Here is a 25,734-nt window from a genome sequence, read left to right as displayed (position 1 = left end):
GTTTTCATTGGGCGGGGGTATGCTAGAATCGTGTCTCTTACCGCAACTCTTTGCTTAAACTGAGTTTTTAGGAATACACCGATATGAAGTTTCAGGCGCCGGAAAGCTTGGCTGAACAAATTGCGCAGCACTTGGGAAGATTGATTATTACCGGAGAGTTGCGGGCCAACGAGCGTATTCAGGAACTCAAGGTGGCTGGAGACCTGGAAGTCAGCCGTGGATCGGTGCGTGAAGCGTTATTGATACTGGAGCGCCGACACCTGATCGAAATTTATCCGCGTCGTGGCGCGGTAGTGTCGGACCTGACCATCAACCAAGTAGAGAGCCTGTATGACGTCTACGCGTCATTACTGGTGATGCTGGCCCGTAAAGTGGCGGAGAGCTGGCGGGAGAGCGACCTGGCCCCGGTTATGAATCAAGTGCAGCAAATCAACCGGGCAGTAATGAATGAGGAGGCGTCTTTCGAATCGGTCATCGACAGTGGCTTTTCGGTGATGAGTTATTGTCTGACGCTGGTGAGTAATCCCTATCTGGAGGAAATTCTGGAAAACCTGCGTCCGGCGATCAGTCGCACTTACCATTTGGCGATCAGACGCAAGAAAGGGGAGCTTTACCAGTCGATGAACTTCTACAACGGGCTGTTGCAGGCAGTGCAGCAGCGGGACTTCGCTGGCGTGAAGCTGGTTATCGAGAGTTTTGCGGATCACCAAAAAAATCTGGTGATCAGTATTCTGCAGGAATCTTCCTGACCCTATATTTGGGCGAACTATTCCCTTCGTTCCGCTACATGAAGATAGCGAAGATAGGCGATCAGGCCGTCTTCCGCTTCCTCCAGCGCCTCATAAGGCCCCAAGTGGATTTTTTCCCGCGTGCGGTAATACCACTTGCCTTCCACCGCGAAGAAGCGGTCAGAGCGGTGATGCTTGTTTGATTGCTCGTCGTTACTGCGTTTGCTGATTTCCATTGCGTACAACTCCTGTTCGACTAAAGATTAATTTAGTGACATGTTGACTGATTTTCAATCAATAATTTTTGTGACGCTGTGTCCCACTATTGCTGCTGAGCCCTTGTCACATCGCAACTTCAACGGATACAAGCGCTTAGTCCAGAGCCGCGGGAGAGCTGCGTTTCGCGCTGGTCCGCCCGGGTTTAATCCGTTAAACTCCCGCTCCATATCTGGACAAACCCTGTGACAGCTCCTTCAGCCTCTACATCATGAGACTAAAATCCATCAAGCTTGCCGGTTTCAAGTCGTTTGTAGACCCGACAACCGTGCATTTTCCCAGCAATATGGCTGCGGTGGTGGGTCCGAATGGATGCGGCAAGTCGAACATTATTGACGCCGTGCGTTGGGTGATGGGAGAGAGCTCCGCTAAACATCTGCGCGGAGAGTCTATGACGGATGTCATCTTCAATGGCTCTAATACCCGAAAGCCCGTAGGACAAGCCTCTATTGAGCTGATCTTCGATAACTCCGGCGGCGTGTTGCAGGGGGAGTTCTCCCGCTATAACGAAATTTCCGTCAAGCGCAAAGTTACTCGCGACGCGCAGTCCCTTTACTTTCTCAATGGCAATAAATGTCGTCGTAAAGACATTACCGACCTGTTTCTTGGCACGGGTTTGGGGCCGCGCAGTTACGCCATTATCGAGCAGGGAATGATTTCCCGCCTGATTGAATCCAAGCCGGAAGAGTTGCGGGTTTTTATAGAAGAGGCGGCGGGGATCTCCAAGTATAAGGAGCGACGCAAGGAAACCGAGTCCCGGATGAAGCGGACGCGGGAAAACCTGGAGCGACTGACCGATATTCGGGAAGAGTTGGAGCGCCAGCTGCAGCATCTGCATCGTCAGGCCAAGGCGGCGGAACGCTACAAAGAGTTAAAAGCGGAAGAGCGCGATAAACGCGCCTTATTGAACGCGTTGAAGTGGCGAACGCTGGACAAAGAGGCCGCTGGCGTGCAGGACGAACTGCGCGGACAGGAAGTCGAGCTGGAGCGCCTGCTGTATGAGCGCACCTCTTTGGATAGCCGTCTGGAAGGCTTCCGCGAAAAGCGTACGGATGCTAATGACGCAGTCAATCGGGCGCAAGCGGACTACTACGGCAGCGGCGCTGAAATCGCCAAGCTTGAGCAACAGATCCGCAACGCCAAAGAGCGCGAGCAACAGTTACAGGCGGAAATGCAGCAATTGCAGGACACTAATCGCGAGCTTAGTGAAGAGCTGGAGCGCGAGCAGCAACACCTGCAAGAACTGGAAGAAGAGTTGATGATGATTGAGCCGGAGCTGGAAGAGCATCTGGCCAAATCGGAAGAATCTACGGAATTACTGGCTCAGGCTGAAGACGCCATGCAACTGTGGCAGCAGGAGTGGGATGACTTTTCCCGTAACTCTGCGCATTTGCAGAAAACAGCGGAAGTGGAGCAGTCCCGCATTCAGCAAGCGGAGAAGCTGGTTCAGCAGTTGATGGAGCGCAAACGTAAACTGGCGGATGAGCAAAGCCTCATCGGCGGCGCTCATGATGATGAAGACCTGGAGATACTGCGCGAGCGCATGCAGGAACTGGAGATGCATGCGGATCAGCAAGCGCTGAATCATCAGGAGATGAGGGCGCGTGAGCAGAGCGAGCAAGAGCGTAAAGAGTTGCTCAGCGCCAGAATCAATGACGCCCGTACCCGTGAACAAACTCTGAAGGGCGAACAGGCGTCGCTGCTGGCGCTGCAAAAGCATGATAGTCAGGCTTCTCGACAGGAGGCGCTGGAGTGGCTGGCGCTGCATGAGATTGATAACGCGCCGACGCTGGGAGAGCGATTGAGCGTTACGGTGCAGTGGGAGCCGGCGCTTGAAGCGGTGCTGGGCGCTCGCTTGTCCGCGCGCGTGGTCAGCCGTGAATTTCTGACTCGCCTGCAGGACGCCCCGCCTAAAGGCGTGGCGCTGGTGTGTGAGGACGAGGTCGCCAGCGAGGCATTGCGGTTCGCCAGCGTCAGCTCCGTCAACCGTGCGGTGGCGGCGTGGCTGGACGGCGTTCGCTCTGCGGATAGTTTTGCTGCGGCGATTGATCGTCGTGGTGAGCTGTCTGACGGCGCTTTCTTTTTGACGCCAGACGGCATGCAGGTCGGCCGGGACTGGATCATGGCCCCGCCGGCGAAACAGACTGGCGACGGTCTGCTCGCGCGGAATCGTCGGTTGGCGGAAATTGAACAGGAAATGGAAGAGGTGGCGGCGCAGTTGGCGTCGTTGTCTCAGGATAAGGAAACCATTGACGCGGCCCTGAGTCGTTTTGATGAAGAAAGGGAAACGCTGCAAAAGGAATCGGTTGAGATCAACAAGCAATTGTTGCAGACCAAATCCGATTTGAGCGCAAAAGAAGCCCGCCGCGAGCAGGTTCAGCGCAGGGTGGAGTCCATCGCCGCAGAGATTGCGGAGATACAGTTCCAGATTGACGAAGAACAGATGGGGCTGCAGGAAAGCAAGGGCGTGTGGAACGCCGCTTTGATGGACTTGGAAGGCAGCGTGGAAAAGAAAGAGCAGTTGCTCAACCGTCGCGATGACGTGCGCCAGAAACTGGATGCCCTGCGTACGCAGGCGCGTCTGGACCGGGAGCATGTTCATCAAATGCAGTTGCGCGTTAGCGCGCTGAGTACACGCAGGGAGTCGATTCGACAGGCGCTTGAGAAAAGCGACGCCAACTTGCGTCGCAACCGTGAACGTATGCAATGGGTTGAAGAAAGTCTGCAATCTCTGCTGGACCCGGACGATGCGTTACAGGAGCGTTTGGAAGGCTATCTGGAGTTGCGCCTGCAGCAAGAGGAAATCCTGACTCGCGAGCGTAACCGCCTCGCGGACCTGGAGCAATTGATGCAGGGTGATGAATCGTCCCGGCAGCGTAATGAAATGGTGATTCAGAACCTACGGAGCCGGATCGAATCATTGCGCATGCGGCATCGGGAAACGGACATCCGCAAGAACGCTTTGCGCGACCAAATGACAGAGGATCAGTATGATTTGGATAATGTCATTGGGTTGCTGGCGGAGGATGCGGACGAAGGTCAGCTGCAGCGGGATATTGAGCAGATAGTCGGTAAAGTGGAGCGTCTCGGCGCCATCAACCTGGCGGCGATTGAGGAATATGAGGCTCAGTCCGAGCGCAAAGTGTACCTCGACGGCCAGAATGAAGACCTGCAGGAAGCGCTGGAAACGCTGGAAAACGCGATTCGCAAGATTGATCGTGAAACCCGCAATAAGTTCAAGGAGACCTATGATCAGGTCAATGAAGGTTTGCAGAACCTGTTCCCCCGAGTATTCGGCGGAGGTAGCGCCTATCTTGAGCTGACTGGCGAGGACTTGCTGGAAACCGGCGTCGCCATCATGGCGCGTCCTCCGGGCAAGAAGAACAGCACCATCCACTTGTTGTCGGGAGGAGAAAAAGCGCTTACCGCCATTGCGCTGATTTTCTCCATCTTCCAGCTTAACCCCGCGCCGTTCTGTATGTTGGACGAAGTGGATGCGCCATTGGACGACGCCAACGTGGGGCGCTATGCTCGAATGGTGAAAGAAATGTCGGATCAGGTGCAGTTTATCTACATTACCCACAACAAGATCGCCATGGAGATGGCGGATCACTTGATGGGGGTCACCATGCATGAGCCTGGCGTGTCGAGACTGGTTTCCGTGGATGTTGAAGAAGCGGCCGCAATGGCCGCGATGTAAGGGCGCGCTGCATTGTAAAGCAGCGGCGAATTGAATAAATTAACTCGCCAATCGATAAGAAATTAAAGGCGGGATCAGGTTGGCGAATACCATGATGATGTTTAGTTGGGGATATTAAATTAATGGATATCAGTTTGCGTGAATGGCTGATCATGATAGGCCTGCTCATAATCCTGGGCGTGGTTATAGATGGTTTTCGCCGAGTGAGAAGAGCGCGCAAGGATTCATTGGAAATCTCCCAGGGTATGGGAGGCAACTTCGAAAATACGCCTATCGATGATGACTTTAATCCAGAGCTGCCAGGCAGCGGCTTCAGAGTGATCAAAGACGGCCGGCCGGCTGCAGAGCAGAACTACACCCGGCCGATCAAGGAAACCAAATACAAACCTACCTTCAAGCCTTACGAGAAGCTCAAAGAAAGAGAGCGTCTGCAGGACGATGAATCTTACGACCAGGACATGGCGGAGCCGCCAATCCTGGAAGTGGACGAAGAGCTGGAAGAGTCGATGTCCAGGCAGGGTCGAGGCCGCAGAGAACCGGAGTTTGTTGAAGAAGACGAGTGGGATGAGCGCCTGCCGCAAGAGCAGGAAAGCGTTGCGCCTTATCAACGCTTTGAGCCGGTTAAGGATGAGCAATATGAGGAGGAGTACGTCGAAGAAGACGCAGTGGCGGATGACGACGGCCCCTATAGAGACAGCCCCTATAAAGAGTTTCTGAAGCGGGATGATTTCCGGCCGCAGGGATATCAGGGCGGATACGACAGTCTGCATGAACATGAGCCCGAGCCTGAGGTGGAGTTCGAGCAGGAAGAGCCACAGGATGAAGTTGAAAAGGAAGAGGATCTGCATGCGGAGCCGATAGACAGACCGGTCGCCCATGAGGACTCCCAACATGAACCTATGCTTGCGTTTAAAGACAAGTTTCTGAAAAAAATCAGCGCAATCCAGCAGCAAGCTGGACTCAACGCCAGTTCCCAGCGTAGTGAAGATGCGCCGAAAACCCGGGAAGAGAAGGTGAGTCGAACCGCTCCGGCAGGTAAGCAGCCGAAGACGCTTCAAGAGATTCTGGTTATCAATGTGCTAAGCAAGGACGAAGAAGGTTTCGATGGCGCAGCGTTGCGCAATCTGGTCGAAGCTTGCGGTATGCAATTGGGCGACATGGCGATCTTTCATCGATACGAGCATGACTTTGATGAAGGTCCTGTCCAGTTCAGCATGGCGAACGCCAGAGAGCCGGGCGTTTTTGGGCAGGACATGGCGTCGCAGCGCTTTCCCGGCGTCTGTTTTTTTGTGCGCCTGCCTGGGCCGGATAACAGTATGCGCGCCTTCGACTACATGGTGGAAACCGCGCAGTGTCTGGTGCGTAACCTGGGCGGCGAACTTAAGGATGAGAATCGTAGTGTGATGACGTCGCAGACCATTGAGCATTGCCGTCAACGCGTCAGGGAGTTCGAGCGTCGCTTGTTGTCGTCCCGGGTATAATCCCGGGGCGCCGCTTTCGGGATTATACCCGGAGTATTGGCTTGTAACGATCAATGTTGTCGTTACGTTCGCTATACTTTAATCCGAATCAAAGACTTAGATAAACCGTTGCGCTGGGCCCTCCATACAGCGGTTTCGTCTGATAATTATTCAACAATCTGCCTCGGAAGAATGAACTCATGTCGGAAGTCCCTGTCGCCATTCAGCAAGAGCTGAATACGCTTCGCGAAACCATTAACGATCATAACTACCGTTACTACACTTTGGATGATCCGTCGGTTCCCGACGCCGAGTACGACCGCTTGATGCGTCGGCTGCGTGAAATCGAGGCGGAGCACCCTCAAACCATTACTCCCGACTCGCCGACTCAGCGCGTGGGCGCAGCGCCTGCGGAAGGCTTCGAGACTGTATCTCACCGCCTGCCCATGCTGTCCCTGGACAATGCGTTTGAAGAGCAGGATTTGCTGGACTTCGATCGTCGCGTGCGCGAGCGCCTCAAGGAAGCGGAAGATGCGCGCATTGACTACTGCTGTGAACCGAAACTGGACGGCATCGCCATCAGCCTGCTGTATCGTGATGGGTACCTGGTGCGCGGCGTGACTCGCGGCGATGGTTCTGCGGGTGAAGACATTACCGCCAATGTTAAAACGGTAAAAAACATTCCGCTTAAATTGCGTGGGGAAGGGTATCCCGCAGAATTGGAAGTGCGGGGTGAAATTTATCTGCCCAAGGCCGCCTTCGACGCTATCAACAAAGACGCAGCGGCGAAAGGCGAGAAAACGTTTGTTAACCCGCGCAACGCGGCGGCGGGAAGTCTACGCCAGCTTGATCCGCGCATCACCGCCAAGCGGGCGTTGGAAATGTGTTGTTACAGCGTAGGCTATTTCGAAGGGGAATTGCCGGGGACGCAGCACGATATTCTCACTCAGCTGCAGCAGTGGGGATTGAAGATCAACAGCCAGATGAAATTGGCGTCCGGCGCGCAGGAGTGTCTGGATTATTACCGCCATATCATGGGTGTGCGTAACCAATTGCCATACGAAATTGATGGTGTGGTGTTCAAGGTTAACCGCATTGATCTGCAGCAGGAGCTGGGGTTCGTATCGCGGGCGCCGCGCTGGGCTATTGCGCATAAATTTCCCGCCCATGAGGAAATGACGGAGCTGCTGGCGGTGGACTTCCAGGTTGGCAGAACCGGCGCCGTGACGCCGGTGGCGCGCTTGAAGCCGGTATTCGTCGGCGGCGTCACAGTCAGTAACGCCACGCTGCACAATATGGATGAGATTCGTCGCCTGGATGTGCATGTGGGCGATACGGTCATCATTCGTCGTGCGGGAGATGTTATTCCACAGGTGGTCAGTGTGGTGCAGGATCGTCGCCCGGAAAACGCCGCGCCAGTGGACCGTCCCGAGCATTGTCCGGTTTGCGGCTCCGATGTGTTGCAACTGGAGGGAGAAGCGGTGGCGCGTTGCTCCGGCGGGCTCTACTGCTCTGCGCAGCGGAAAGAAGCGATCAAGCACTTTTCCTCTCGTAAAGCCATGGACATTGATGGCCTGGGCGACCGCCTTGTCGAGCTGCTGGTGGAGAAAGAATTAATCGACTCTCCCGCCAGTCTGTATTCACTGAAAGCGCCGGATGTGGCGGGACTGGAGCGTATGGGCGAAAAGTCCGCGCAGAATCTGGTTAGCGCAATAGAGGCTTCCAAACAAACCACATTCGCCCGTTTCATCTACGCGTTGGGCATTCGAGAAGTAGGGGAAGCCACGGCCAAGTTGCTGGCGCAGCACTTTCCAACCTTGGATCTGCTGAAACAGGCCTCGGAAGAGGACCTGGTGGCGGTTCCGGATATCGGGCCCATCAGCGCAGGTCATATTCGCTCTTTCTTTCAACAGGAGCACAACCTGGAAACTATTGACGCCTTGTTGCGTGAGGGCGTTAACTGGCCTGAAGTGGTTGTGCGCAGCACCGAGACGCTACCGTTATCCGGGCAAACCGCCGTGGTTACCGGCACGCTTGCGGATTACAGCCGCGACGAGGCGAAGGATTTACTGACCCGTCTTGGCGTCAAGGTGTCCGGAAGCGTGTCCGCCAAAACCAGTTTTGTGGTGGCGGGAGAGAAGGCGGGCTCCAAACTCACCAAGGCGCAGGATCTTGACGTGAAGGTGCTGGATGAAGACGCATTCAAGCAGCTATTGGAAGAGCATCAAGCGCATTTGGGCGGCGACGCCTGATTGTATTGATCTCTGATTCCCTGCAACGGCCGCTTCTGCGGCCGTTTTGCATTGCAGGGGCTGATAAGCACGGTGCTAGTTGCTTTCAAAGTAATAGAATTATCTGTCGGATACAAAAATCGGATGCAAATAAAAAGGCGGCAGTGTGATCCCGGTTGGGTTTCTGGCCCCCTGCTGTGGTTACAAAAAACAAAGTTTTATAAGATTTTGTAAAACTTGAATAATAAAGCGTGGAATGCACATCTATGGGTCACCTGGGTCTGGCCCAGCGCAGCGGAGTTAAGTTGGCGCTGAAAACGCCTGCGCTGGTTATCACTTCTCTACTACTCGCCTCCTGCGGCAGCGATACAGCGCCGCCCGAAACCATTCGTATCTTGGGAAAACCACCGGGAACCGCCTATCTGGGCGTTGAATACACCTATGAGTTTGGTGTGGACGGCGGCGATGGTCTGGTGGACTTTTCCATGACTAACCAGCCGCGCTGGCTGGCGTTGGAGTACGTCGACAACAGCTTCCGCAAAGGCGTTATCATGCGCGGGATTCCCGGCGTTAACGGAGGCGGAACGGCGGAAGACGCGTTGACGCCCGGCGAGGCGCAGGAAGTTTCGCTGACGGTGTCCGACGGCTCCAGTGTAGGGGAGACCCGCTTTTCGTTGTTCGTCGATACGAATACCTACGAATCCGAAGCGCTGACGGTGGCGGAAAACGAGGTTGGCGAGCGTCCCTCGAAGTTGATCGACGCCAACAATAACGGCCGGGAAGACGAAGGCGAGGAAAAGGAAGTCATTCCGCTGTGCTTCACCGATGCGGAAGGGACGCCATTGTTCTCTGAGGAAGATATCGCTTTCTTTGAAGAGCGTCAGCAGGATGATTCGCTGGCGGTGCGCCCCAAACTTCACTACCTGCCGGTATTTCTGGAGCAACCTTCGGTTCAGCGCGTCATATTGCGCTACTCTCTGACCAGCGGCTCCGGCGACGGCGCGACACCGGGAAGCGACTTTCTCATTGAGACCGCAAGGAAAGACGGGCAGGTCATCTCAGTCGCGGACGGCTTCCTGACCTATGATCCGGGTGTGCGCTATTGTCATGCTCCAGTGTTTATCAATGACGATCGCGGTGCGGAAAAGACTGAGAACATCGCGGTGTCGATAACTCACTACGAGGGTGGACTGCTGGAATTCGCTGACCCGGTCAACACCACTATCTCTATCACTGACAATGAACCTGTCGCCAACTTTAAAGTAGCCAAAGCCTCTGTGTCCGAAGGTAACTACCTGAATGTGGAAGTGACCCTGGACAAGGAGCCGGAACAGACCGTTTATGCAGAGTTTGTCGTGGACGCGGACAATAGTGACGGCGATTTTGAGGGCGCAGATGCGGATTTACGTCTTTACACCGGAGACGGTGGGGTGGGCAGCCTGATTACGGACGGCGTCAGCGTGCCTTTCGAAGCGGGCGAAACCAGTAAAATCGTCAAACTGCAAGCGATGGCGAACGGCGACGCTACGTTGCGGGATGAGAAAGTGACCTTCAATTGGCGACGCAGCGGTACGGTGAATCCCGACGAAGAGCCCCTGGCCGTCTACATTAACCAATGGTTGAACGCAGTGGAGCTGCCCCTCAACGCCGGCGCCAGCGTCTCCGAGGCGATTTCGGGATCGCAGTCGGAGCTGTTTCTCGCACGAGTGAATGGTGAAGAGGGCGGCAAACCTGCTAACTCCGACATCATGATCTATGACCGCTTTGGCGCACTGCATCAGAGCATTAAGCTGGAAGCGGCGACCTATGCAGTACGCATCAAAGACATCTGGCTATATGAGAAGATCAACCCGGCCAACGAGGATGAGATCACCCAGGATATATATGCGCTACTGGAAGTGGGCGGTTTGTTCGCGCCTCCAGTGGAGCCGCTGCAAGAAAGCGACCTGGGCGGTAAGGATGTGGTGGTGCATAAGTATCAGCGTATCAATAATGTCGGCGCCTTCGAGTTACAGTGGGCCAAGCAGATCGGCAGCGTTTGGGATGACGAACCCGGCGCGCTGTCTGTCGACCTTAGTCAGGAAGTGCTGGTGGTCGGCGCCACGTCAGGCCTGGTCGGTGAAGGGGAAAACTCCGGGCGTCGCGACGCGATGCTGATCAAGTTTGATAAAAACGGCGCGCTTATGTTCGCCAAGACCTTCGGCTCCTCTGGCGACGATGTGTTGCTGGGAGCGTCGCCGGAGTCCTCCTCCAATCATAATGTCGTTGGTTTCAGCGACGGAGCGGTGGAGGACAATGGCTCCAGTCTCGGCGGCTTTGACGCCGTCGTTGTATCCTACAACGATGACGGCGACCCGCGCCGGGTAGCTCAGATCGGCTCCAGCTATAACGATGCGGCGCTTGATGTCAGCACCGTCAGTAAAGGCTTTGTCTCCGTCGGTTACACACATGGCGTACTGGTCGGCGGAGAGCGAAACCGCGGCGGTCAGGACGGCTATCTCGCCTATCATCAAAACGCCAGTGAAATCACCGCCTACGCTCAAATCGGCGGCGCTGCGGCGGACTCTGTGCTGGACGTCAAGTCATTGGGCAATGAGGTATACCTCTCTGGCGTGACCGCTGGCGATATCTTTGATGCTGGCGCGGCTCAGGGTGGTGACGATGGATGGCTGGCGCGTTATGACATTGTAAAAGAAGAAGAGCTGGATGAAGGGGAAGAACCGGGCGAAGGCGAGCAGGTGACCAAACTAAAGAATATTTGGCGTTTCCAGCTCGGCGCGGCGGCCAACGAAAAACTCTCCAATCTGGCGACATTTGGCAGCGCTAAATTGATTTCGGTGGAGGATGCGCAAACCGATAGTGGCGTAACAGTAACGCTGAAGCCTCTCTCCATCGTTGACGGCGTGGACTTGAACGCCGCCTGCCGGGCGGACCCTAACGGAGACTGCTGATGGCCGGCCTGGGTTAAGCCCAGGCTTCTACCTCGAAATGGGCGATGGCTTTCAGGATATCCGTGGCTGTCAGTACGCCGATTACTTCGCCCTGGACGTTGCGCACCAAGGCCCCGTCCAAGTCTCTCTCTACCAGAACCAGTGAGATCCGTCGTAGATCGGCGTCGTCGCCCACCATCAAGTAGGGGGCGCACAGTGCGGCCAGCGTCGCCTCGGGTTGTTCCAGCTTTGCTTGCAGCAGCTCGCGCTCAACCAGAAAGCCCACTACTTCCTGGTCATCCCGCACCGGTAGATGCCTTACTTTGTGCTCGCGAAGAAAGCTCAATCCTTCATCCAGGCTCCAGTCCTGCTTGCCGTAAAGGACAGGAGATGACATGACGTCCTGAGCGCTGAGGCGGGAGATGTCGCCTTTAGCAGCGCTCTGCTGCTCGCTTCCAGAGTAGGGAAAATTCTCTCGCATTCCCTGATCTTGCGGTCCAATGGGGTGAATGGCGGATATGGATTTAAGTTCTTCCACGGACTTGATGCGAGGGTCCACGCTCAGAGGTGTGATGATGCGGTGACCGGCGTCGACCATGTAGATTGGCATGGGTGGAGCTCCTTGCGGCGAGGCCGCCGTGTATGGCGGCTCATTGCAGTCAGTCTACTCCTTGCTGAAGCGGATTGGCAAAACACGTTTGATCAGGCTGTCTTCAATAGGCGCTGGCGCGCCCTCCAGCATATCCGCCACTAATTCGCCTGCCAATGGCGCCAGCGCGAGCCCTTTGGAGCCCATCGCGGTTACTGCCAGCAACCCTTCTCCCTCCTGTTCTGGTATGAGAGGGCCAATAGCGGGCAGGTAATCCGGCAGTGCGCTTCTGATTGATGCGCGCCCCTGCAGGGCTGGCGGACTCTGGGAGAGTTCATCGCGCAGAGCGGGAGTGAGCTGAAATAACTGTTCCAGGTTCGCGTCGTTATCCGCCTCAGTCACCTGTGCGTCAGCGCAGTTGGGCTTAAACGTGGCGCCTGTAACCAGCCGGTTTTCTATAGGCGGCATTAGATAGCCTTCGCCACATAAGACGGTATTCAACCGCGGTAAAGCGGCAGGCTCTACCTGTAACGCGGTGACTTGGCCGCGAATGGGCTTGAGGGGGAGGGCGCTCACTGTCGTCGGCCGCATGGCCTGATTGTTGGCGGTAGCCAATATCACGGTAGCGCATTCCAGTTCCTGTGCGGACTCACCGGAACCGATATGGATGCGCCAGTCGCCTGCGCTGGTGCGCTCCAGTGCGTTAACCGGCGAATTCACTCTCGTCTCAATGTTCGGGTGTTGCAACAGGCGGGCGCATAGCAGCGGTGGAATCAGCCAGCCGCCGCAGGGCAAATGCATGGCGCTGGCTGGCAGGTTGACGCCGGCGAGTTCCGATGCTTCCTGTTGGGTCAGAGGGCGGATAACCTCATCAGGATAACGATTGTGTTGGAAAAACTTCTCCTGTCTGGCGGCTTCCTTGTCATTATGCGCAAGTTGCAGCACGCCGCAGGGGTTCCAGATTGGCGCAGGCAAGTTTGCGATCTGTGAGTAAAAGCGTTCGGCATACAAAAATGCATTGGCGTGGATACGGGTGTTGATGCTCCACTCCACGCCGGGCTTTATGTACAGCGCGCCTTGCGGGTTGCCTGACGCGTCCGGGGCGATTTGATCAGCCGCTTCCAGTACGGTTACTTTCCAGCCGCGAGTGGCGAGGGCATAGGCGACGCTGGCGCCGGACAGGCCTGATCCGACCACGATAGCTTCTTTGCAGGCGCGTACGGTAGGTTGTCCAGGTTCATCGGCCTGGAATACGCCTACCGTCATGTCCCTTTTATAACCGAACCCAGGGGCCTTGCTGACATTAAACCCGTGCTCTTTCAAGCCGCGGCGGATAAACCCTGCGGCGGAGAAGGTGGCGACGGTGCAACCCTGCGCAGCGTGGCTGGCGATCAGTGGAAACAACGACTCGCTCCACATCTCTGGGTTCTGCTTTGGCGAAAAGCCATCCAGAAACCAGGCGTCGGCTTTAAAGCTGCAGTTGGTCAGCCAGTCAACGACATCTCCCAGGTATAAGGTCAATGTGACGCCCTGATCGACGAAGCGACAACGGTGCACACCCTGTATGGGAGCAGGGTATTGCGCCTGCAACTGCCGGGCGAACTCCGCCAGTTGCGGCCAGGCCTGGTGACATCGAGCCAGATCTTCCAGCGCCAGTGGACAAAACTCCACGGAAGTGAAATGCAGATGACCGTCCGCAGGGCCGCATTCACGCCAGAGCGCCCAGGCCATGAGGAAGTTGAGTCCACTGCCGAAGCCGGTCTCGGCGATGGTGAACAGGGAGCCCGGTTGCGCTTTGCTGAAGCGTTCCCTCAGGCGATTGCCCGTGAGGAAGACATAATCCGTCTCCTCCGGGCCGCTTTCCTTGGAGAAGTAAATGTCGCCGTAAGCGTTGGAGATCGGCGCGCCGTTGTCGGACCAGGACAGGTCTGCGTAATCAAGTTGCGGACCTTTCACTGCTGGCTTGCAACCTCATCCAGTTTGATGGCGTTGATAGTGACGGTTTTAACAGGCACGTTCTGGTAGTAGCCAGCATTCTTTGTAGGCGCGTTGGCGATTTTGTCCACCACATCCATGCCGGACACTACCTCGCCAAATACCGCATAGCCCGGTCTGCCTTGGGTTCCGTTCAGGTAAGCATTATCAATGACGTTGATAAAAAACTGGGAGGTGGCGGAGTTGGGGTCGTTGGTTCTGGCCATGGCCAGCGTTCCGCGATCATTCGCCAGCCCATTGCTGGATTCGTTCTTGATAGGCGCTTTGGTGGCCTTCTGTTCCATATTGGGCGTAAAACCGCCGCCTTGAATCATGAAGTTGGGGATAGTGCGGTGGAATATCAGGCCATTGTAGTAGCCGTCTTTGACATAGCTGATGAAGTTTTCAACAGTAACCGGAGCTTTATCGTTGAATAGCTGGATTTTGATGTCGCCCTCGGAAGTGCTGATGGTGGCTGTCGGCAGGTCGGCGGCCATCGCCGTCAAGCTGATCGCCCAGAAAGCCAGGCCAAGTAATCCTCTTTTGCCCGCATTTACGCTGTGTGTCACTAGATTTCTCCATTGCTTTTGGATTCGTCGTGGATGTTCGGTTCGCCTTCGTCCTCTGAGCTGGCGGGTTCCGCTGTCTCAGAGGTCTCGTTGACGGGAAAACCGTGGGCACGATTCTTACCTTTTCGTTTTGCCATGTAAAGCGCGCTGTCGGCTTGAGAAATCAATGTGTTGGGGGCGTCACCCTGGGAAGGGGCGAGAGCGCTGAAACCTACGCTGACAGTAAGACGTTTCAGTTCTGGGGAGCCTTCGTTTTCCATGTTCAGCTCGTAAATCTGGAGCACAATATGTTCCGCCAGGCGTTGCGCCGCCGCCTGATCTGCGTGAGGCAGAATGACGGCGAACTCCTCGCCGCCGTAGCGGGCGACCAGATCGGCGGCGCGCCTTGACGTTTGTGTCAGACAATCGGCGACATTGATCAGGCAATCGTCGCCCCGCTGATGTCCATAGGCGTCGTTATAGGCTTTGAAAAAGTCCACATCCACCATCAATAGCGCGAGAGGTTTGTCGTCGCGCAGGCATCGGTTCCATTCCGTCTCCAGACTTTTGTTGAAGTGCCTGCGATTGGCGACCTGGGTGAGGCTGTCCATCAGGGAGAGCCGCTCCAGTTCTGCATGCGCGGCGCGCAACTCTTCTTGCTCATACAGCAGGAGTAACTGTTGCAGGAAGTTTTTTCGGGTCTCGTATTCCACCCGATAGCAAACCAATACTGAAATCAAGGTGACAAAGGTGTGCAGAAACAGCAGCTCAGTGAACTGTGATGCGTGCAGATGCATGAGAAAGTGCATCGCAAGCACTTGCGACAGCCACATCAATAAGGCGAAGGGGAAAATGTAGTGAAATTGCAGGCGCAGCACCGTACAGAAGAAAATGACGGAAATAATTGACCCGGTCTGGTAATGGAACTGGTCAATGGCGGCGGCTTTTACGGCAATGGCGATCAGGCTTAAGTGAATGCATAGCGCCCCGAGGCAAAGTGTCATTTGATAACGTCGACGCACCCATGCAATACGGCTGGCCATCGTGACCAAGATGATGCCAAGAGCATCCGCCACCCGGATCTGCAGGGTTTGCTCAAATAATTCGGGAATTACCAGATGATCAGCGAATGTGAAGAAGACCAGCACCAACGCACCTAATAGAGGGTATACCCGGTTCAAGTGCAGATAACGGCTTAAGTGATAACGCTCAAACTCGCTTTCCAGTTCGCCCTCGAATTGCAGTCCGTGCATGCCGTTGTCCAGCAGCCTGCGAACGTAGGTTGCGGTGTCTGCGGACATATCCTGGTGACTGTTCGGTAATGACAAATCCGCCCCCTGAGGTGTGTTTGCTGCAAGCTTTTCAGGTGTTGAAAACCGGCTCTTCTATAAAAGTGTAACCAACCCTGCTTTTACCGCCAGCGTTATAAGCGACAAATTATTAGAAATTCCCTAAAAGTTTCAGGCATCTAGGCGTAATAGGAGAGAGGCTGCGGCTTTTGCCGCTAATACTTGCTAGTAAACGATTAATACTTGGTTGTAAGTGATAGCAAAACCCATACAAAAATTAACCTATCACAGGTGTACAACTTTTAAACATCTTTCCATTATTAAAGAGCTACTACTCAATAAAAAAGGAGTTATGGTCATGGCGACTCAGCAGCAAGCTATAGAAAGATCCCGCCTAGGTCGCCTCCTGGTGAACCGAGGATACATTACAGAAGGTCAGCTTAACGAAGCATTAACCGCGCAGACCGTTAATGGTCAACGCCTTGGTGAGTTGTTAGTAGAGTTCGGCTGGATAACCAGTAAGGAGTTGCAGCGCACACTTCGGCATCAAAGCCGTTATCGCTACGCCGCGGCGTTCGTTGCTATGGCCGTGACTCCCTTCCAGCCCATGGTGGCGTTCGCCGCTTCCCAGTCTCAAGAAGAATCTCAACCTGTCGCTGCCGAAACGATAAGCCAGGCTGCATCGGGGCTGCAGGCGCTGGACGAAAGTGAGCTGAGCAATGTCGGCGCTCAAGGCTTCACCGAAGAGTTTCAGCAATTGTATAACATGGCTGCGAAAGCTCAGCTGGAAGGCCGGAACTCCGATAATCCTGATGGGGTTCAGGTGTTGGGATCTCTCGGAAAACTGCTATTTCCGCTCTCCAATGTTCTGGACGCCGAAGTTGAAGTGATTGGAGTGCAAATAGATCCCTCCCGCATCAAGCCTCTGTTTAATGAGGGTGGCGGCATGAACGTGACGCTCCCGAATCATATTGAGCGAGTCAGTTTCAACAATATTCGGCCGATGGGGGTATCGGCGGATGGTCCCACCATGGGCAGTATTCATTTGGAAGGGATCAAGTTCAGCGATAACTCGTATATCGTGGTGAAACCCTACTGAGTTGACGGTTCCTCCGCACGGCGGGCGAGGTAGTTAGAGCGCTCCGTTCGTTGCGGAACTTTTCCTTAGACGATGTTGTTTTGGGCCGCGCAGTTTGCGGCCTTTTTTATGCCGACAAGCTCTAAGCCTGCGCGATGGCCTGGGCGTCGCCAACACTTTTCTCAGCGCCGTTTTTACCGTACAGCTGCATGTGCTGGGATTGGCCGCGGATGATCTGCATCAGCTTGGTCGTGCGTTGCTGTGAACGGGCGATAATACGTCCGTTGACCTCGTTCAGCTTGTGTATGTTAGCGAGGCTGCTTTCGCACTGTCGATACAGTTTCATGACAGGCGGCGCTTTTTCCTTTAACAGTGAGAGAAAACGATCTACGGGCAAGCCAGTCTGACTGACCCACTGAGTACGATCTCGTGCGTGGCTTTCGATTTGTTGCAGAAGGGGAAGTTTGGATTCGTTGATGCGCTGCAGTGACTCAATATCGCTTTGCTCCAGAGAGTCGCGTTCCTGCTGCAGCACATCTTCAAGTTGGGAGAGAGTTTGTAGATCCTGTTTAAGCAGATCAATAAATACTTTCAGATCGGCGGACATGATGCCCTCACAGTGTTATCAGAAGTCTTGCTCAAAATTAAGCAATTTCTCTGCCACACTGCGTGAATTGATCTGATAGGACCCGTCGTCCAGCGCCTTTTTGATCTTCTCCACCCGCTCGTTATCGACATCGGGCAGTCTGGCCAGTTGCTGTTCGACTTTTCTGATGTTTTGAGCTTGCGAACTGAGGACGACTTTGTCCCCGGAATCTCCGCTTTTTTCGGGAGCCGCCGCATTTTTCCCGGCGTCCACATCGACTTTCTCAGTCTTCTGCAGGTTTTCCCGGGTTTTGATATCGTTCACTGGAGGTGAACCGACACCTTTGATATTCATGGCTTTACTCTCTTAAAAACTTTAATTACTTATCATATCGGCTCAACGGAGAGAAACTTTAGCGAGATTTTTGGAATTATTTAGTGAATTTCGCTTTCAGCCCAATATTGATCAGTCTATGCGTTTACATGGGCGTTCTTACGTGGCCTGATCCTATGACTTCTGCGCGCACCATGCGGTCGCTGGAGCTGTTCTTGACCATGATTTGCTGGCCCCGTCTGCCGTCCGCCATGGCGATTCCCGGCATTTTCACACTGAAGTAGGACGTGGCCGCTTCAATTACCACCATGTCTCCCTTATTAATGAGTTTAGGCGCTTCCAGCATATTTGGATAGGGGGCGGACCCGGCGACAACTGGGCGTCGTGTGATCATGCCGATCACTTCTTCTGGTTTCGTATAAAAGCCGTAGCGTAAGTCGTTGATATTCAGCTCTTTAGTTTCGAGATCCTCTGGGGCCAAAGCGTAGCCCCGCGGTAAAGCGGATTTTATTGTCACTATTTGCCGGTATCGCTCCATTTGCACAGGCACGTATATTTGCCAGGGACTGGGGGATTCGCAGCTTACTTTTAGCGTCAGCCGTCCGCCGTTGGCGCTGGCTTCCTTAACGGCGGGTGTCTGCTCGCAAGGGGAAAAGTTAAGGCGGGGGTCAGGCTCGGAAACGTCATAGATCACCCGCTCCTGAAATTGCTCAGCCGCTGCGGCGGCAAATCGCATCATAAACTCCTCCACCGCAACGGAAGTTTGTTGCCGCCAGACCGGAACGGAATTGCATAAGGCCGGGGCTGAAAAAACGAGAATGCCGATATACATCAAGCCGGTTATGCGTATTTTCATTTTTTGTCCTATGCTTTACTTAGCTACCGGGTAGCCGCTTGCGCGTCGCCAATAAAATGACGGTGTGCGACAAGGCACGCAAAGTCTGTGCCGGGCTGGCGGGCTCATGCGGGACGTCAATCCCGTCAGCGCCCCGATCCGATAGTTCGGTAATCTACAACATATAGCGGAGCGCCCTTTATGGCCGGGGTATTAGACAGCGTAAACCAACGTACTCAGTTAGTCGGACAGAACCGCCTGGAGTTGCTCCTGTTTCGGCTGCAGGGTGAGCAGATATACGGAATTAACGTCTTCAAGGTGAAGGAAGTTCTGCAATGTCCGAAGCTGACAATGATGCCTAAGCGTCATCCTGTGGTCAGGGGGGTGGCTCATATTCGCGGCGAAACCATACCCATACTCGACATGGGCATGGCTACAGGGCAAATGCCTGTTCCTGAAAAAGACGTTAATAACTGCTTTGTCATCATCACGGAATACAACCGCAAAACCCAGGGGTTTCTGGTGTCCGGGGTGGAGCGTATCGTCAATATGAACTGGGAAGATATGCATCCACCGCCAAAAGGGGCGGGCAAAGACAATTATTTGACGGCGGTGACCCGCTTGGAAAACAAGCTGATTGAAGTCATTGATGTGGAGAAAATTCTCGCCGAGGTTTCTCCGACGCGGGATACCGTCGCAGATGAGTTCATTGATAAGGAACTGGCCGCCAAAGCGATTGAGCATAAAGTGCTGGTGGTGGACGACTCCACGGTGGCGCGTCGCCAGATTGTGCATTGTATGGATGCGGTAGGCGTCGAGGTGGTCACTAAAAATGACGGTCGCCAGGCCTTGGATTATCTTCGCTCTCTGGTTGCTGACGGCAGCCACATTGATGACCATCTCAGCCTGATGATTTCAGATGTGGAGATGCCGGAAATGGATGGCTACACATTGACAACTAACTGTAAGAACGACCCTTCCCTGAAGGACTTGTACATTATGTTGCATACGTCATTAAGCGGCGTTTTTAACAAAGCAATGGTGGCGAAAGTCGGCGCGGACGACTTCATGGCCAAGTTCAACCCCGATGAGCTGGCGCAGCGAGTGACCTCCGTGCTGAAAACAATAGAAGAAAGAAGACAATAACACCGGCTGGCGTAATTACCTTCAGCTGTCGACGCGCTTGGCGCATAACCGGTCAGGGCAGGATTTTTTCTGGTTAATAACGCAGACTACGATAAGTTTCGGGATTTCCTCCAAAAAGCATGCGGCATTGTACTGGGTGATAATAAGCAATACTTAGTGCAAAGCCGCCTGCGGCGAATCATGGCGGATGAAAAGATTGAGACCGTGGGAGAGCTGGTCGACAAGATGAGTCGATCCATGCGTTCGCCCTTGCGGGAGGCGGTGGTCGACGCCATGACCACCAATGAGACGCTGTGGTTTCGGGATGTTCATCCGTTCCGGATTCTGGAGGAAAAAATACTTCCCGAACTAAACGCCAACAAAGGCGTTACCCAGATTCGCATTTGGTCCGCGGCATGCTCAACAGGGCAGGAACCGTATTCTATTTCCATGGTGGCGGATGAATGTCGTCGCAAAAACCTGGGCAGTATGCGCACCGCTCTCAGTATTGTGGCGACGGATTTGTCCGCCAGCGTGCTCAGCGCAGCGCGTAAGGGCGAGTATGAAATGCTCGCTATTGGACGCGGGCTGTCCAAAGAACGTATGGCCAGTTACTTTACCAAGACCCCCAACGGCTCTTGGAAAATCAAGCCTGAAGTCGCCCGTTGCGTGGAGTTTCGCGCTCTGAACTTGCTCGACTCATATTCGTTGCTCGGAAAGTTTGATGTGATTTTCTGCCGCAACGTGCTCATATATTTTTCCGCTGAGTTAAAGAAGGACATCCTGTCCCGTATGCACTCTGCGCTTAAGCCTGGCGGCTACTTGATTCTCGGCGCCTCGGAGTCTTTGGGGAATTTGCCGGACAAGTTTGAGATGGTGCATTGCAGTCCTGGCATCATCTACAGGGCGAAATAGCGCTTATCCAAATTGCGATGAAATATTTGCGCAATCGAGAAGATTAGAGGTTGCCTTTCGAAGGGCATTCGTATAAATTAGCGCACCTCAAAACACGGGTTGCAATAATCCTGTTTTGGTTCTCTGGTGAGGTGTCCGAGCGGTTGAAGGAGCACGCCTGGAAAGCGTGTATACGGTCACCCCGTATCGAGGGTTCGAATCCCTCCCTCACCGCCATTGAATTCTCTTTTGAATAAAATCCCCTTCCTCGATAACTATAGTTGTTTACTTCGCTTGCTTTGGTGTTTTATCACTTTCAGCCTTTGTTGTTGCTTATCAGCTATCGAGTTGCAGCCAGGGTGGGTCTTGGTCGACTGATTTAAGGAATAATGAAAGTACACGAAAGCTTCGACGCATATCGTCAAACCCTCAATGTTATTAGCCACCTTGATCGGTGGAAGCAGGAACTATCTAAAAATATTGCTCTTAATCCTAAAGACGCTATTTCGCATGGCTTAATCAGTGAAATTGAGCTGGCGACGCTAAGATTAGAATTGCTGTCCAAGACAGAAATATTTAATGCAAGGGCGACCATCCAAAGAATTCAGCCTTCACGAGACAAGCTTAACTATCGCCTGATGTGCGAGTGCGGCTATAAGAACCGTGAAAAATGGCGTGACGCCAAAGATGGTGGAAAGTTGATATCCGTAGAGGAAGGGACTTACGTCATTAATCGGTAAGCCCCGCCATACTTCCAGATTAGGGGGGGCAAGCCAATAGTGCGTCAGGAAAAATTAAAAGCCACCACTATTGCCCGAACTAAAGTTGGCGAAAAAGAACCCTGGCATGCTCGCGTCGTCTGGCATGCCTAATCCTGAGGGGCCGGAAAATCCAACGCCTGATCGATTTGGGCCCGTGAAGCTTGGGCCAGAGCCTATTGGTCCGCCAAAGCCAGCGGCTGAACTTAACCCCAGAGTAAGAGGCGTTGTCGCCGGATTAATCGGTAGCTTGGCCGCCGCTCGTATCGATTCAACCTGGTCTGCCGTTTCGACGCCAAAGTTGGCTTTTAAGCCTAACGAGTTACACATTGCATTGATGTCTGCGCCTGCCTGGGTCTTCATGTGTTTAGTCATCGCCCAGCCTGCAACGATGGTTCCTGTCCGGCCCTCTCCGTAACCACAATGCACGAGAGTGGCCCCTCTTTTCTTGTTGGCTTCAATTATCTCTGCTGCGTTTAGAAGTTGCGCAGGAGTGGCTGCTTTAAAGTCTGCGATTTTGAAATGGTAGTAAGAGATTCCGTAAGTCTTCAAAAGCGTCTTCGAGTGCTCCTCTAATGCGTATTCGTTAGAGCTGATAATGCAAGTAATCCCTTTTTTCTTTAAGAAGTCGACTTGAACAAAGCTAAGCGTATGGGGTTGGTCATGCCCTGCATAATTTGGTTGAGATGAACGCACCAGAACGCCAGGCAGAACCCATTGGAAATTCCGGAACCCAAACTGTGCTGTGTGGCCGTTACTTTGATAGTTGTTTAAACCATAAATCATGATCGTCTCCTATATGGGCTTTCGTGTGTCAATCTTTGTTACTTTTAAAGACGACAACGAAGACGCATTTGGATGCGTACTCCTTGATTTATTTGGCGCACCAGTTACAAATGGCGCTCGATGACTGTGTTCTATATCCCGGAGTGTGTGAAGCAGAGAGTTGCTCTAACTATTAATCGGGCAGACAAGTCGCTTCCTTCTATTTGTCTGCAACGACAGGGCCTGTCTCCCGCGGCCAGCCGCTGCGCAGGCGCATTCATGCGTCTGGCTATTAATACGCCAATATGATTGCCATGTTGATAAATGAAATAAGTCTGGATTTGAGATTCGTAAACAGAAGCGGGGGATAGCACTCAGTGGCGCTACTGAGAATTTTTCCAGACTTTCCGTAACCTCACTGATAGTGATTATCCGTATCCTGTTAAATAATAAGTAAATGAGGTTGCTGGTTGAGGGGAGTCACCACGCCAGGTTACTGATTGAAGCCTGACGCCTTACTAATAATCACGCGGGCAATAGAATACCAGGACGCCCGTTATGCTGCGCCAAATCTCACAGTGAAATAATCAGTTTACATTTTGCCTCCGCCAGGGCGTTAGAGTCATTGCAAGGGGCGGAATTGGTCTTCGTAACGGGTGCTTTCTATGTACAGGGTAACGATTGTTTATGAGAAGGGTGGTGCTGTAGTGAGGTGGGTCGAACGCTTCTATTACGACAAACTCACTCCCTGCAACGCCAAGTCGGTGGCGTTGAATGCCATTATTACCAAAGAGGATTTAGATGTCTTGCAGGAAGGTGAAGGGAGGGCAAAGTCCGTCAGAAAGTGGCGTAAGAATATGCTGTCTGCGATAGAACTAATGGCGTCGATCGGCATCACCTTTATCCATATCGCAGTCAATGGGCGGCCTTATGTGCTTATGTCTTACAAGACCTGAGCGTTTGTCTAATGTTGATGCACCGTGTGATGACTAACCTGGCGGTAATCGGGTTGACTGCTATCGCCAGACTAAAAAAGCCCTGGGTGCAATAGAGCAAAGTGAAAGAAGTATAAGAAATACCAATGATGGAATAAGATGCGACACCTAGGCGTGCGCAAAGTGGGCGTTTTGTGTTTTTCCTGAAAGTCATGTTCTCTAAGATTGAAAAAATCAGTATTTCTATCGCCATTGCAACTAAAAGAATGGCGAGAAGGTGTACGGGGAGAACCATTAATAGCATGTCATCTGACGAAGTGGAGGGGGCGTTGGGGAGCTCGCTGGTGTTCAGGTTATCAAAAGTGGCCCATACAGTTAGTGGAATAAGAAAAACGCCATAACTAAGTCCTCGCATGCACTGTGAGAAGCTTGGACTCCTCATAACGCACTCTTCCGCGCTTTTAATCCCTTGGAATATTTTGTGAACCTGTTGTGTGATCCTGGCTAGATAAGTCATGTCGCTATTGGGTTGATGAACTTTTGCAAGTTTGTCAGATTGGCTGGGCTCCATTGCTTATGAATCTCCAGTGAGATAGTGCAGGTGGGAGGCGTGTTTCGGAGTATAACTGTGGACTAACTCCGTCCAGCATAAAAATCGACTTTAAATAATTACTTGTAATGACTGATGAGGATGGGATGGAGTAAACCTCTAAATTGCTTCCTCAAGCATCCACATATTCAATCCAAGCCCACCGAGCATCAATACCATAAACAGAATAAAAGACAGTGCTATCGGCCGTGCTCCGGCTTGGCGTATGGCGCTCCAGCGGGTTTTGACGCCTAAAGCCGTCATGGCCAGGGTGAGGGCGAGCTGGGAGGTCCATTGCAGTGTTTCCAATACAAACTCAGGCAGAGTTATCAGGCTGTTGATAGCGGCGGCGGCGACAAAACCGAAGACAAACCAGGGGACGGCGACTTTGGTTTGAGCGTTGGCGCCGGCCGGGGAGCGGAATAGCAATGCGCTGAGGGCGATGATGACGGGGGCTAGCAGCATGACTCTGATGAGTTTGGCGACGACTGCGAATTGCATGGCGTCTCCGCTGATCGATTGTCCCGCCGCTACAGCCTGGGCGACTTCATGCACGGTGCTGCCGATGTATATTCCAAATACAGACGGCTCCATCAGAGTAATGCGGTATATGATGGGATAGATAAACATCGCCAGTGTACCGAAAACGACCACTGTTCCTACTGCGACTGCAACATCCTGCTCTTTTGCTCGAACGACGGGCTCTGCGGCCATGATGGCGGCGGCCCCGCAAACTGCGCTGCCTATCGCGGTAAGCGTCGCTACTTCCTTGGGCAGGCGTAGCAGCTTGACGCCCAGGTAGATGCCCATGGAGAGCGCCATAATGATTATCACGACGTCCAGTAATACTGTGCGCCAGCCGACAGCAGCAATTTGCTGAAAGCTAAGGTTGAAGCCGAACAGGATAATGCCCAGCCGCAACAGCTTTTGTTGGCAGAAATTAAGGGTTTTGGCGGCGGACTGGGGAGTGTCCATCGTGACTGCGCCGTAAATCATGCCAAGGAGGGAGGCCAGAGGAAGGGCGCTGAGTCCTAATGCGGAGATGAGTGGGAGTTGAGCAAGCAGTACTGCGCACACTGCAAGCGCGATCAAGCGAGTTAGCATGTTCTAAGCCCCTTTAAATATTCGTTAAGAGACTTTAAGAACGTGAAAGTGATTAGTATATTGGAAGTTTTTAAAGTAAAAGTTTTGAAAAACTGATGAATGTAAGTTTACGGCAATTGCGTGTGTTCGAAGCCACCGCCAGGTTGGAGCGGTTAACCCTGGCGGCTGAAGAGCAGTGTCTCAGCCAGTCTGCGGCCAGTCAGTCCATACGGGAAATGGAGCGGGCGCTGGGATACGCTGTACTGAATAAGGTTGGACGCGAGCTGGAGCTGAGTGATGCAGGCAGGCGTATATTGCCGCGGGTGCGACAAATTATCAGTTTGGTGGATGGATTGACGCTTCCTGATCCTGAAAGGGTGGCTGGCCCCATACGCGTGGCGGCCAGCGTCACGACTGCCTCTTACCTGCTTCCTCCGCTGTTGGCGCAGTTCGTGAAGCGCTATCCTGAAGCGGAGCCGGATCTGGAAATTCATAATACGGAGGCGGTGCTTGCCCTATTGGAAAAAGGGCGCGCACATATAGGTATGATTGAGGGGCCTGCCTTACATCCAACATTGCATATTACGCCCTGGCGTTCAGATCGGCTGGCGATCTTTTGTGCGAGGGAGCACCCGTTAGCGAAGGCGGGAAGCATTGGGGTAGAGGAGTTGGAGCGGTATCCGTGGGTTGTGCGCGAAGCAGGCTCAGGCACGCGCGCGGTGTTTGACAGCGCCATGCAGGCAATGGGCGCCCGGCCGCGCGTTGCTCTGGCTTTGTCCCGACAGGAAGCGATCAAGCAGTCTGTGCGGGCGGGACTGGGTGTCGGTTGCCTGTCGGTTCTTTCAATTGTGGATGAGGTGCGCGAAGGTTTGTTGGTTGAGCTGAGCACGTCTCTTAACCTGAGGCGGCGGTTCTCCTGGGTCTGCTCACCTGATAATAAAGAGACGGTGCTGGTCCGGGCGTTTATTGAACTGCTGCAAGAGAAAGAATTTACAGCGACTGACTCAGTCCCTGAAAATGGAGAATGA

At 53.6% G+C, this 25,734-nt stretch carries 21 protein-coding genes and 1 tRNA gene; 12 read left to right on the top strand and 10 right to left on the bottom strand.

Translation table 11 applies throughout. The features are described from left to right. Positions 1-83: 83 nt before the first annotated feature. A complete protein-coding gene (locus AC2IBB_RS24125) occupies positions 84-749 on the top strand; it encodes a GntR family transcriptional regulator (RefSeq protein WP_486329264.1) in 666 nt (221 codons plus the stop codon). Between the two features lie 17 nt (positions 750-766). On the opposite strand, the gene AC2IBB_RS24120 is transcribed toward AC2IBB_RS24125, so the two are convergent. Continuing rightward, the gene (locus AC2IBB_RS24120) at positions 767-964 is read right to left on the bottom strand and encodes a DUF6316 family protein (protein ID WP_486329263.1); all 198 of its coding nucleotides are present in this window, start codon (positions 962-964) and stop codon (positions 767-769) included. A gap of 251 nt (positions 965-1,215) precedes the next feature. Between AC2IBB_RS24120 and smc the strand changes: the two genes are divergently transcribed. The 4 genes from smc to AC2IBB_RS24100 all read left to right on the top strand — a co-directional run bounded on the left by smc (position 1,216) and on the right by AC2IBB_RS24100 (position 11,346). Then, positions 1,216-4,704 (top strand): chromosome segregation protein SMC, encoded by a 3,489-nt coding sequence (gene smc, locus AC2IBB_RS24115; RefSeq protein ID WP_486329262.1) that lies wholly within the window; start codon positions 1,216-1,218, stop codon positions 4,702-4,704. A 122-nt stretch (positions 4,705-4,826) separates the two neighbouring features. Then, positions 4,827-6,185: a cell division protein ZipA gene (zipA, locus tag AC2IBB_RS24110; protein ID WP_486329261.1), complete on the top strand. Its 1,359-nt coding sequence runs from the start codon at positions 4,827-4,829 to the stop codon at positions 6,183-6,185. A 179-nt stretch (positions 6,186-6,364) separates the two neighbouring features. After that, positions 6,365-8,416, top strand: a complete 2,052-nt coding sequence (gene ligA, locus AC2IBB_RS24105) for an NAD-dependent DNA ligase LigA (RefSeq protein ID WP_486329260.1) — start codon at positions 6,365-6,367, stop codon at positions 8,414-8,416. A 245-nt stretch (positions 8,417-8,661) separates the two neighbouring features. Then, positions 8,662-11,346: a hypothetical protein gene (locus tag AC2IBB_RS24100; RefSeq protein ID WP_486329259.1), complete on the top strand. Its 2,685-nt coding sequence runs from the start codon at positions 8,662-8,664 to the stop codon at positions 11,344-11,346. Positions 11,347-11,359: 13 nt separating this feature from the next. On the opposite strand, the gene AC2IBB_RS24095 is transcribed toward AC2IBB_RS24100, so the two are convergent. Genes AC2IBB_RS24095 through AC2IBB_RS24080 form a run of 4 tightly spaced genes read right to left on the bottom strand, consistent with a single transcriptional unit; the run spans position 11,360 to position 15,764 of the window. Continuing rightward, positions 11,360-11,935 (bottom strand): CBS domain-containing protein, encoded by a 576-nt coding sequence (locus AC2IBB_RS24095; RefSeq protein WP_486329258.1) that lies wholly within the window; start codon positions 11,933-11,935, stop codon positions 11,360-11,362. 54 nt (positions 11,936-11,989) lie between these two features. After that, positions 11,990-13,870: a bifunctional tRNA (5-methylaminomethyl-2-thiouridine)(34)-methyltransferase MnmC2/FAD-dependent 5-carboxymethylaminomethyl-2-thiouridine(34) oxidoreductase MnmC1 gene (gene mnmC, locus AC2IBB_RS24090; protein WP_486329257.1), complete on the bottom strand. Its 1,881-nt coding sequence runs from the start codon at positions 13,868-13,870 to the stop codon at positions 11,990-11,992. After that, a complete protein-coding gene (locus tag AC2IBB_RS24085) occupies positions 13,867-14,457 on the bottom strand; it encodes a peptidylprolyl isomerase (RefSeq protein ID WP_486329256.1) in 591 nt (196 codons plus the stop codon). The genes mnmC and AC2IBB_RS24085 overlap by 4 nt, the downstream gene beginning before the upstream one ends. Beyond that, on the bottom strand, positions 14,457-15,764 hold the full coding sequence (locus AC2IBB_RS24080; protein WP_486329255.1) for a GGDEF domain-containing protein: 1,308 nt from the start codon (positions 15,762-15,764) through the stop codon (positions 14,457-14,459). The genes AC2IBB_RS24085 and AC2IBB_RS24080 overlap by 1 nt, the downstream gene beginning before the upstream one ends. A gap of 319 nt (positions 15,765-16,083) precedes the next feature. Here AC2IBB_RS24080 and AC2IBB_RS24075 point away from each other — a divergent pair, with 319 nt between their 5' ends. Further along, entirely contained in the window at positions 16,084-16,824 is a 741-nt protein-coding gene (locus AC2IBB_RS24075) for a cyclic di-GMP-binding domain-containing protein, MshE-related (protein WP_486329254.1), read from the top strand. Positions 16,825-16,945: 121 nt separating this feature from the next. On the opposite strand, the gene AC2IBB_RS24070 is transcribed toward AC2IBB_RS24075, so the two are convergent. The 3 genes from AC2IBB_RS24070 to flgA all read right to left on the bottom strand — a co-directional run bounded on the left by AC2IBB_RS24070 (position 16,946) and on the right by flgA (position 18,578). Continuing rightward, positions 16,946-17,410 carry a flagella synthesis protein FlgN gene (locus AC2IBB_RS24070; protein WP_486329253.1) on the bottom strand — a complete coding sequence of 155 codons (465 nt, stop codon included), beginning with the start codon at positions 17,408-17,410 and terminating at the stop codon, positions 16,946-16,948. Between the two features lie 18 nt (positions 17,411-17,428). Next, complete coding sequence (gene flgM, locus AC2IBB_RS24065; protein ID WP_486329252.1) at positions 17,429-17,743, bottom strand: flagellar biosynthesis anti-sigma factor FlgM; 315 nt, start codon at positions 17,741-17,743, stop codon at positions 17,429-17,431. A gap of 124 nt (positions 17,744-17,867) precedes the next feature. Beyond that, complete coding sequence (flgA, locus tag AC2IBB_RS24060; RefSeq protein ID WP_486329251.1) at positions 17,868-18,578, bottom strand: flagellar basal body P-ring formation chaperone FlgA; 711 nt, start codon at positions 18,576-18,578, stop codon at positions 17,868-17,870. Between the two features lie 180 nt (positions 18,579-18,758). On the opposite strand from flgA, the gene AC2IBB_RS24055 reads away from it, so the two are divergent. From AC2IBB_RS24055 to AC2IBB_RS24040, 4 genes are all read left to right on the top strand, one after another. After that, positions 18,759-19,703: a chemotaxis protein CheV gene (locus tag AC2IBB_RS24055; RefSeq protein WP_486329250.1), complete on the top strand. Its 945-nt coding sequence runs from the start codon at positions 18,759-18,761 to the stop codon at positions 19,701-19,703. 69 nt (positions 19,704-19,772) lie between these two features. Then, the gene (locus AC2IBB_RS24050; protein ID WP_486333997.1) at positions 19,773-20,597 is read left to right on the top strand and encodes a CheR family methyltransferase; all 825 of its coding nucleotides are present in this window, start codon (positions 19,773-19,775) and stop codon (positions 20,595-20,597) included. Positions 20,598-20,722: 125 nt separating this feature from the next. Continuing rightward, positions 20,723-20,813: transfer RNA gene (locus AC2IBB_RS24045), tRNA-Ser, on the top strand. 152 nt (positions 20,814-20,965) lie between these two features. Beyond that, the gene (locus AC2IBB_RS24040) at positions 20,966-21,316 is read left to right on the top strand and encodes a hypothetical protein (protein ID WP_486329249.1); all 351 of its coding nucleotides are present in this window, start codon (positions 20,966-20,968) and stop codon (positions 21,314-21,316) included. A gap of 54 nt (positions 21,317-21,370) precedes the next feature. Here the strand turns inward: AC2IBB_RS24040 and AC2IBB_RS24035 are convergent, their stop codons facing one another. Further along, on the bottom strand, positions 21,371-22,120 hold the full coding sequence (locus tag AC2IBB_RS24035; RefSeq protein ID WP_486329248.1) for a phosphatase domain-containing putative toxin: 750 nt from the start codon (positions 22,118-22,120) through the stop codon (positions 21,371-21,373). A gap of 644 nt (positions 22,121-22,764) precedes the next feature. Here AC2IBB_RS24035 and AC2IBB_RS24030 point away from each other — a divergent pair. Further along, positions 22,765-23,055, top strand: a complete 291-nt coding sequence (locus AC2IBB_RS24030; protein WP_486329247.1) for a hypothetical protein — start codon at positions 22,765-22,767, stop codon at positions 23,053-23,055. Positions 23,056-23,743: 688 nt separating this feature from the next. Here the strand turns inward: AC2IBB_RS24030 and AC2IBB_RS24025 are convergent. Next, complete coding sequence (locus AC2IBB_RS24025; protein WP_486329246.1) at positions 23,744-24,727, bottom strand: YeiH family protein; 984 nt, start codon at positions 24,725-24,727, stop codon at positions 23,744-23,746. Positions 24,728-24,822: 95 nt separating this feature from the next. On the opposite strand from AC2IBB_RS24025, the gene AC2IBB_RS24020 reads away from it, so the two are divergent. Further along, a complete protein-coding gene (locus AC2IBB_RS24020; RefSeq protein ID WP_486329245.1) occupies positions 24,823-25,734 on the top strand; it encodes a LysR family transcriptional regulator in 912 nt (303 codons plus the stop codon).

The sequence above is a fragment of the Hahella sp. NS-SX17 genome (genome assembly GCF_057367735.1).
This window is presented reverse-complemented; position numbering and strand designations above follow the sequence as displayed.

Coding starts and splice junctions, on each gene's coding strand:
- AC2IBB_RS24120 (WP_486329263.1), bottom strand. CDS start 964: ATGGAAATCAGCAAACGCAGTAACGACGAGCAATCAAACAAGCATCAC.
- flgM (WP_486329252.1), bottom strand. CDS start 17,743: ATGAATATCAAAGGTGTCGGTTCACCTCCAGTGAACGATATCAAAACC.
- AC2IBB_RS24035 (WP_486329248.1), bottom strand. CDS start 22,120: ATGATTTATGGTTTAAACAACTATCAAAGTAACGGCCACACAGCACAG.
- ligA (WP_486329260.1), top strand. CDS start 6,365: ATGTCGGAAGTCCCTGTCGCCATTCAGCAAGAGCTGAATACGCTTCGC.
- AC2IBB_RS24040 (WP_486329249.1), top strand. CDS start 20,966: ATGAAAGTACACGAAAGCTTCGACGCATATCGTCAAACCCTCAATGTT.
- AC2IBB_RS24125 (WP_486329264.1), top strand. CDS start 84: ATGAAGTTTCAGGCGCCGGAAAGCTTGGCTGAACAAATTGCGCAGCAC.
- AC2IBB_RS24070 (WP_486329253.1), bottom strand. CDS start 17,410: ATGTCCGCCGATCTGAAAGTATTTATTGATCTGCTTAAACAGGATCTA.
- zipA (WP_486329261.1), top strand. CDS start 4,827: ATGGATATCAGTTTGCGTGAATGGCTGATCATGATAGGCCTGCTCATA.
- AC2IBB_RS24100 (WP_486329259.1), top strand. CDS start 8,662: ATGGGTCACCTGGGTCTGGCCCAGCGCAGCGGAGTTAAGTTGGCGCTG.
- AC2IBB_RS24025 (WP_486329246.1), bottom strand. CDS start 24,727: ATGCTAACTCGCTTGATCGCGCTTGCAGTGTGCGCAGTACTGCTTGCT.
- flgA (WP_486329251.1), bottom strand. CDS start 18,578: ATGAAAATACGCATAACCGGCTTGATGTATATCGGCATTCTCGTTTTT.
- AC2IBB_RS24030 (WP_486329247.1), top strand. CDS start 22,765: ATGTACAGGGTAACGATTGTTTATGAGAAGGGTGGTGCTGTAGTGAGG.
- smc (WP_486329262.1), top strand. CDS start 1,216: ATGAGACTAAAATCCATCAAGCTTGCCGGTTTCAAGTCGTTTGTAGAC.
- AC2IBB_RS24075 (WP_486329254.1), top strand. CDS start 16,084: ATGGCGACTCAGCAGCAAGCTATAGAAAGATCCCGCCTAGGTCGCCTC.
- AC2IBB_RS24055 (WP_486329250.1), top strand. CDS start 18,759: ATGGCCGGGGTATTAGACAGCGTAAACCAACGTACTCAGTTAGTCGGA.
- AC2IBB_RS24095 (WP_486329258.1), bottom strand. CDS start 11,935: ATGCCAATCTACATGGTCGACGCCGGTCACCGCATCATCACACCTCTG.
- AC2IBB_RS24020 (WP_486329245.1), top strand. CDS start 24,823: ATGAATGTAAGTTTACGGCAATTGCGTGTGTTCGAAGCCACCGCCAGG.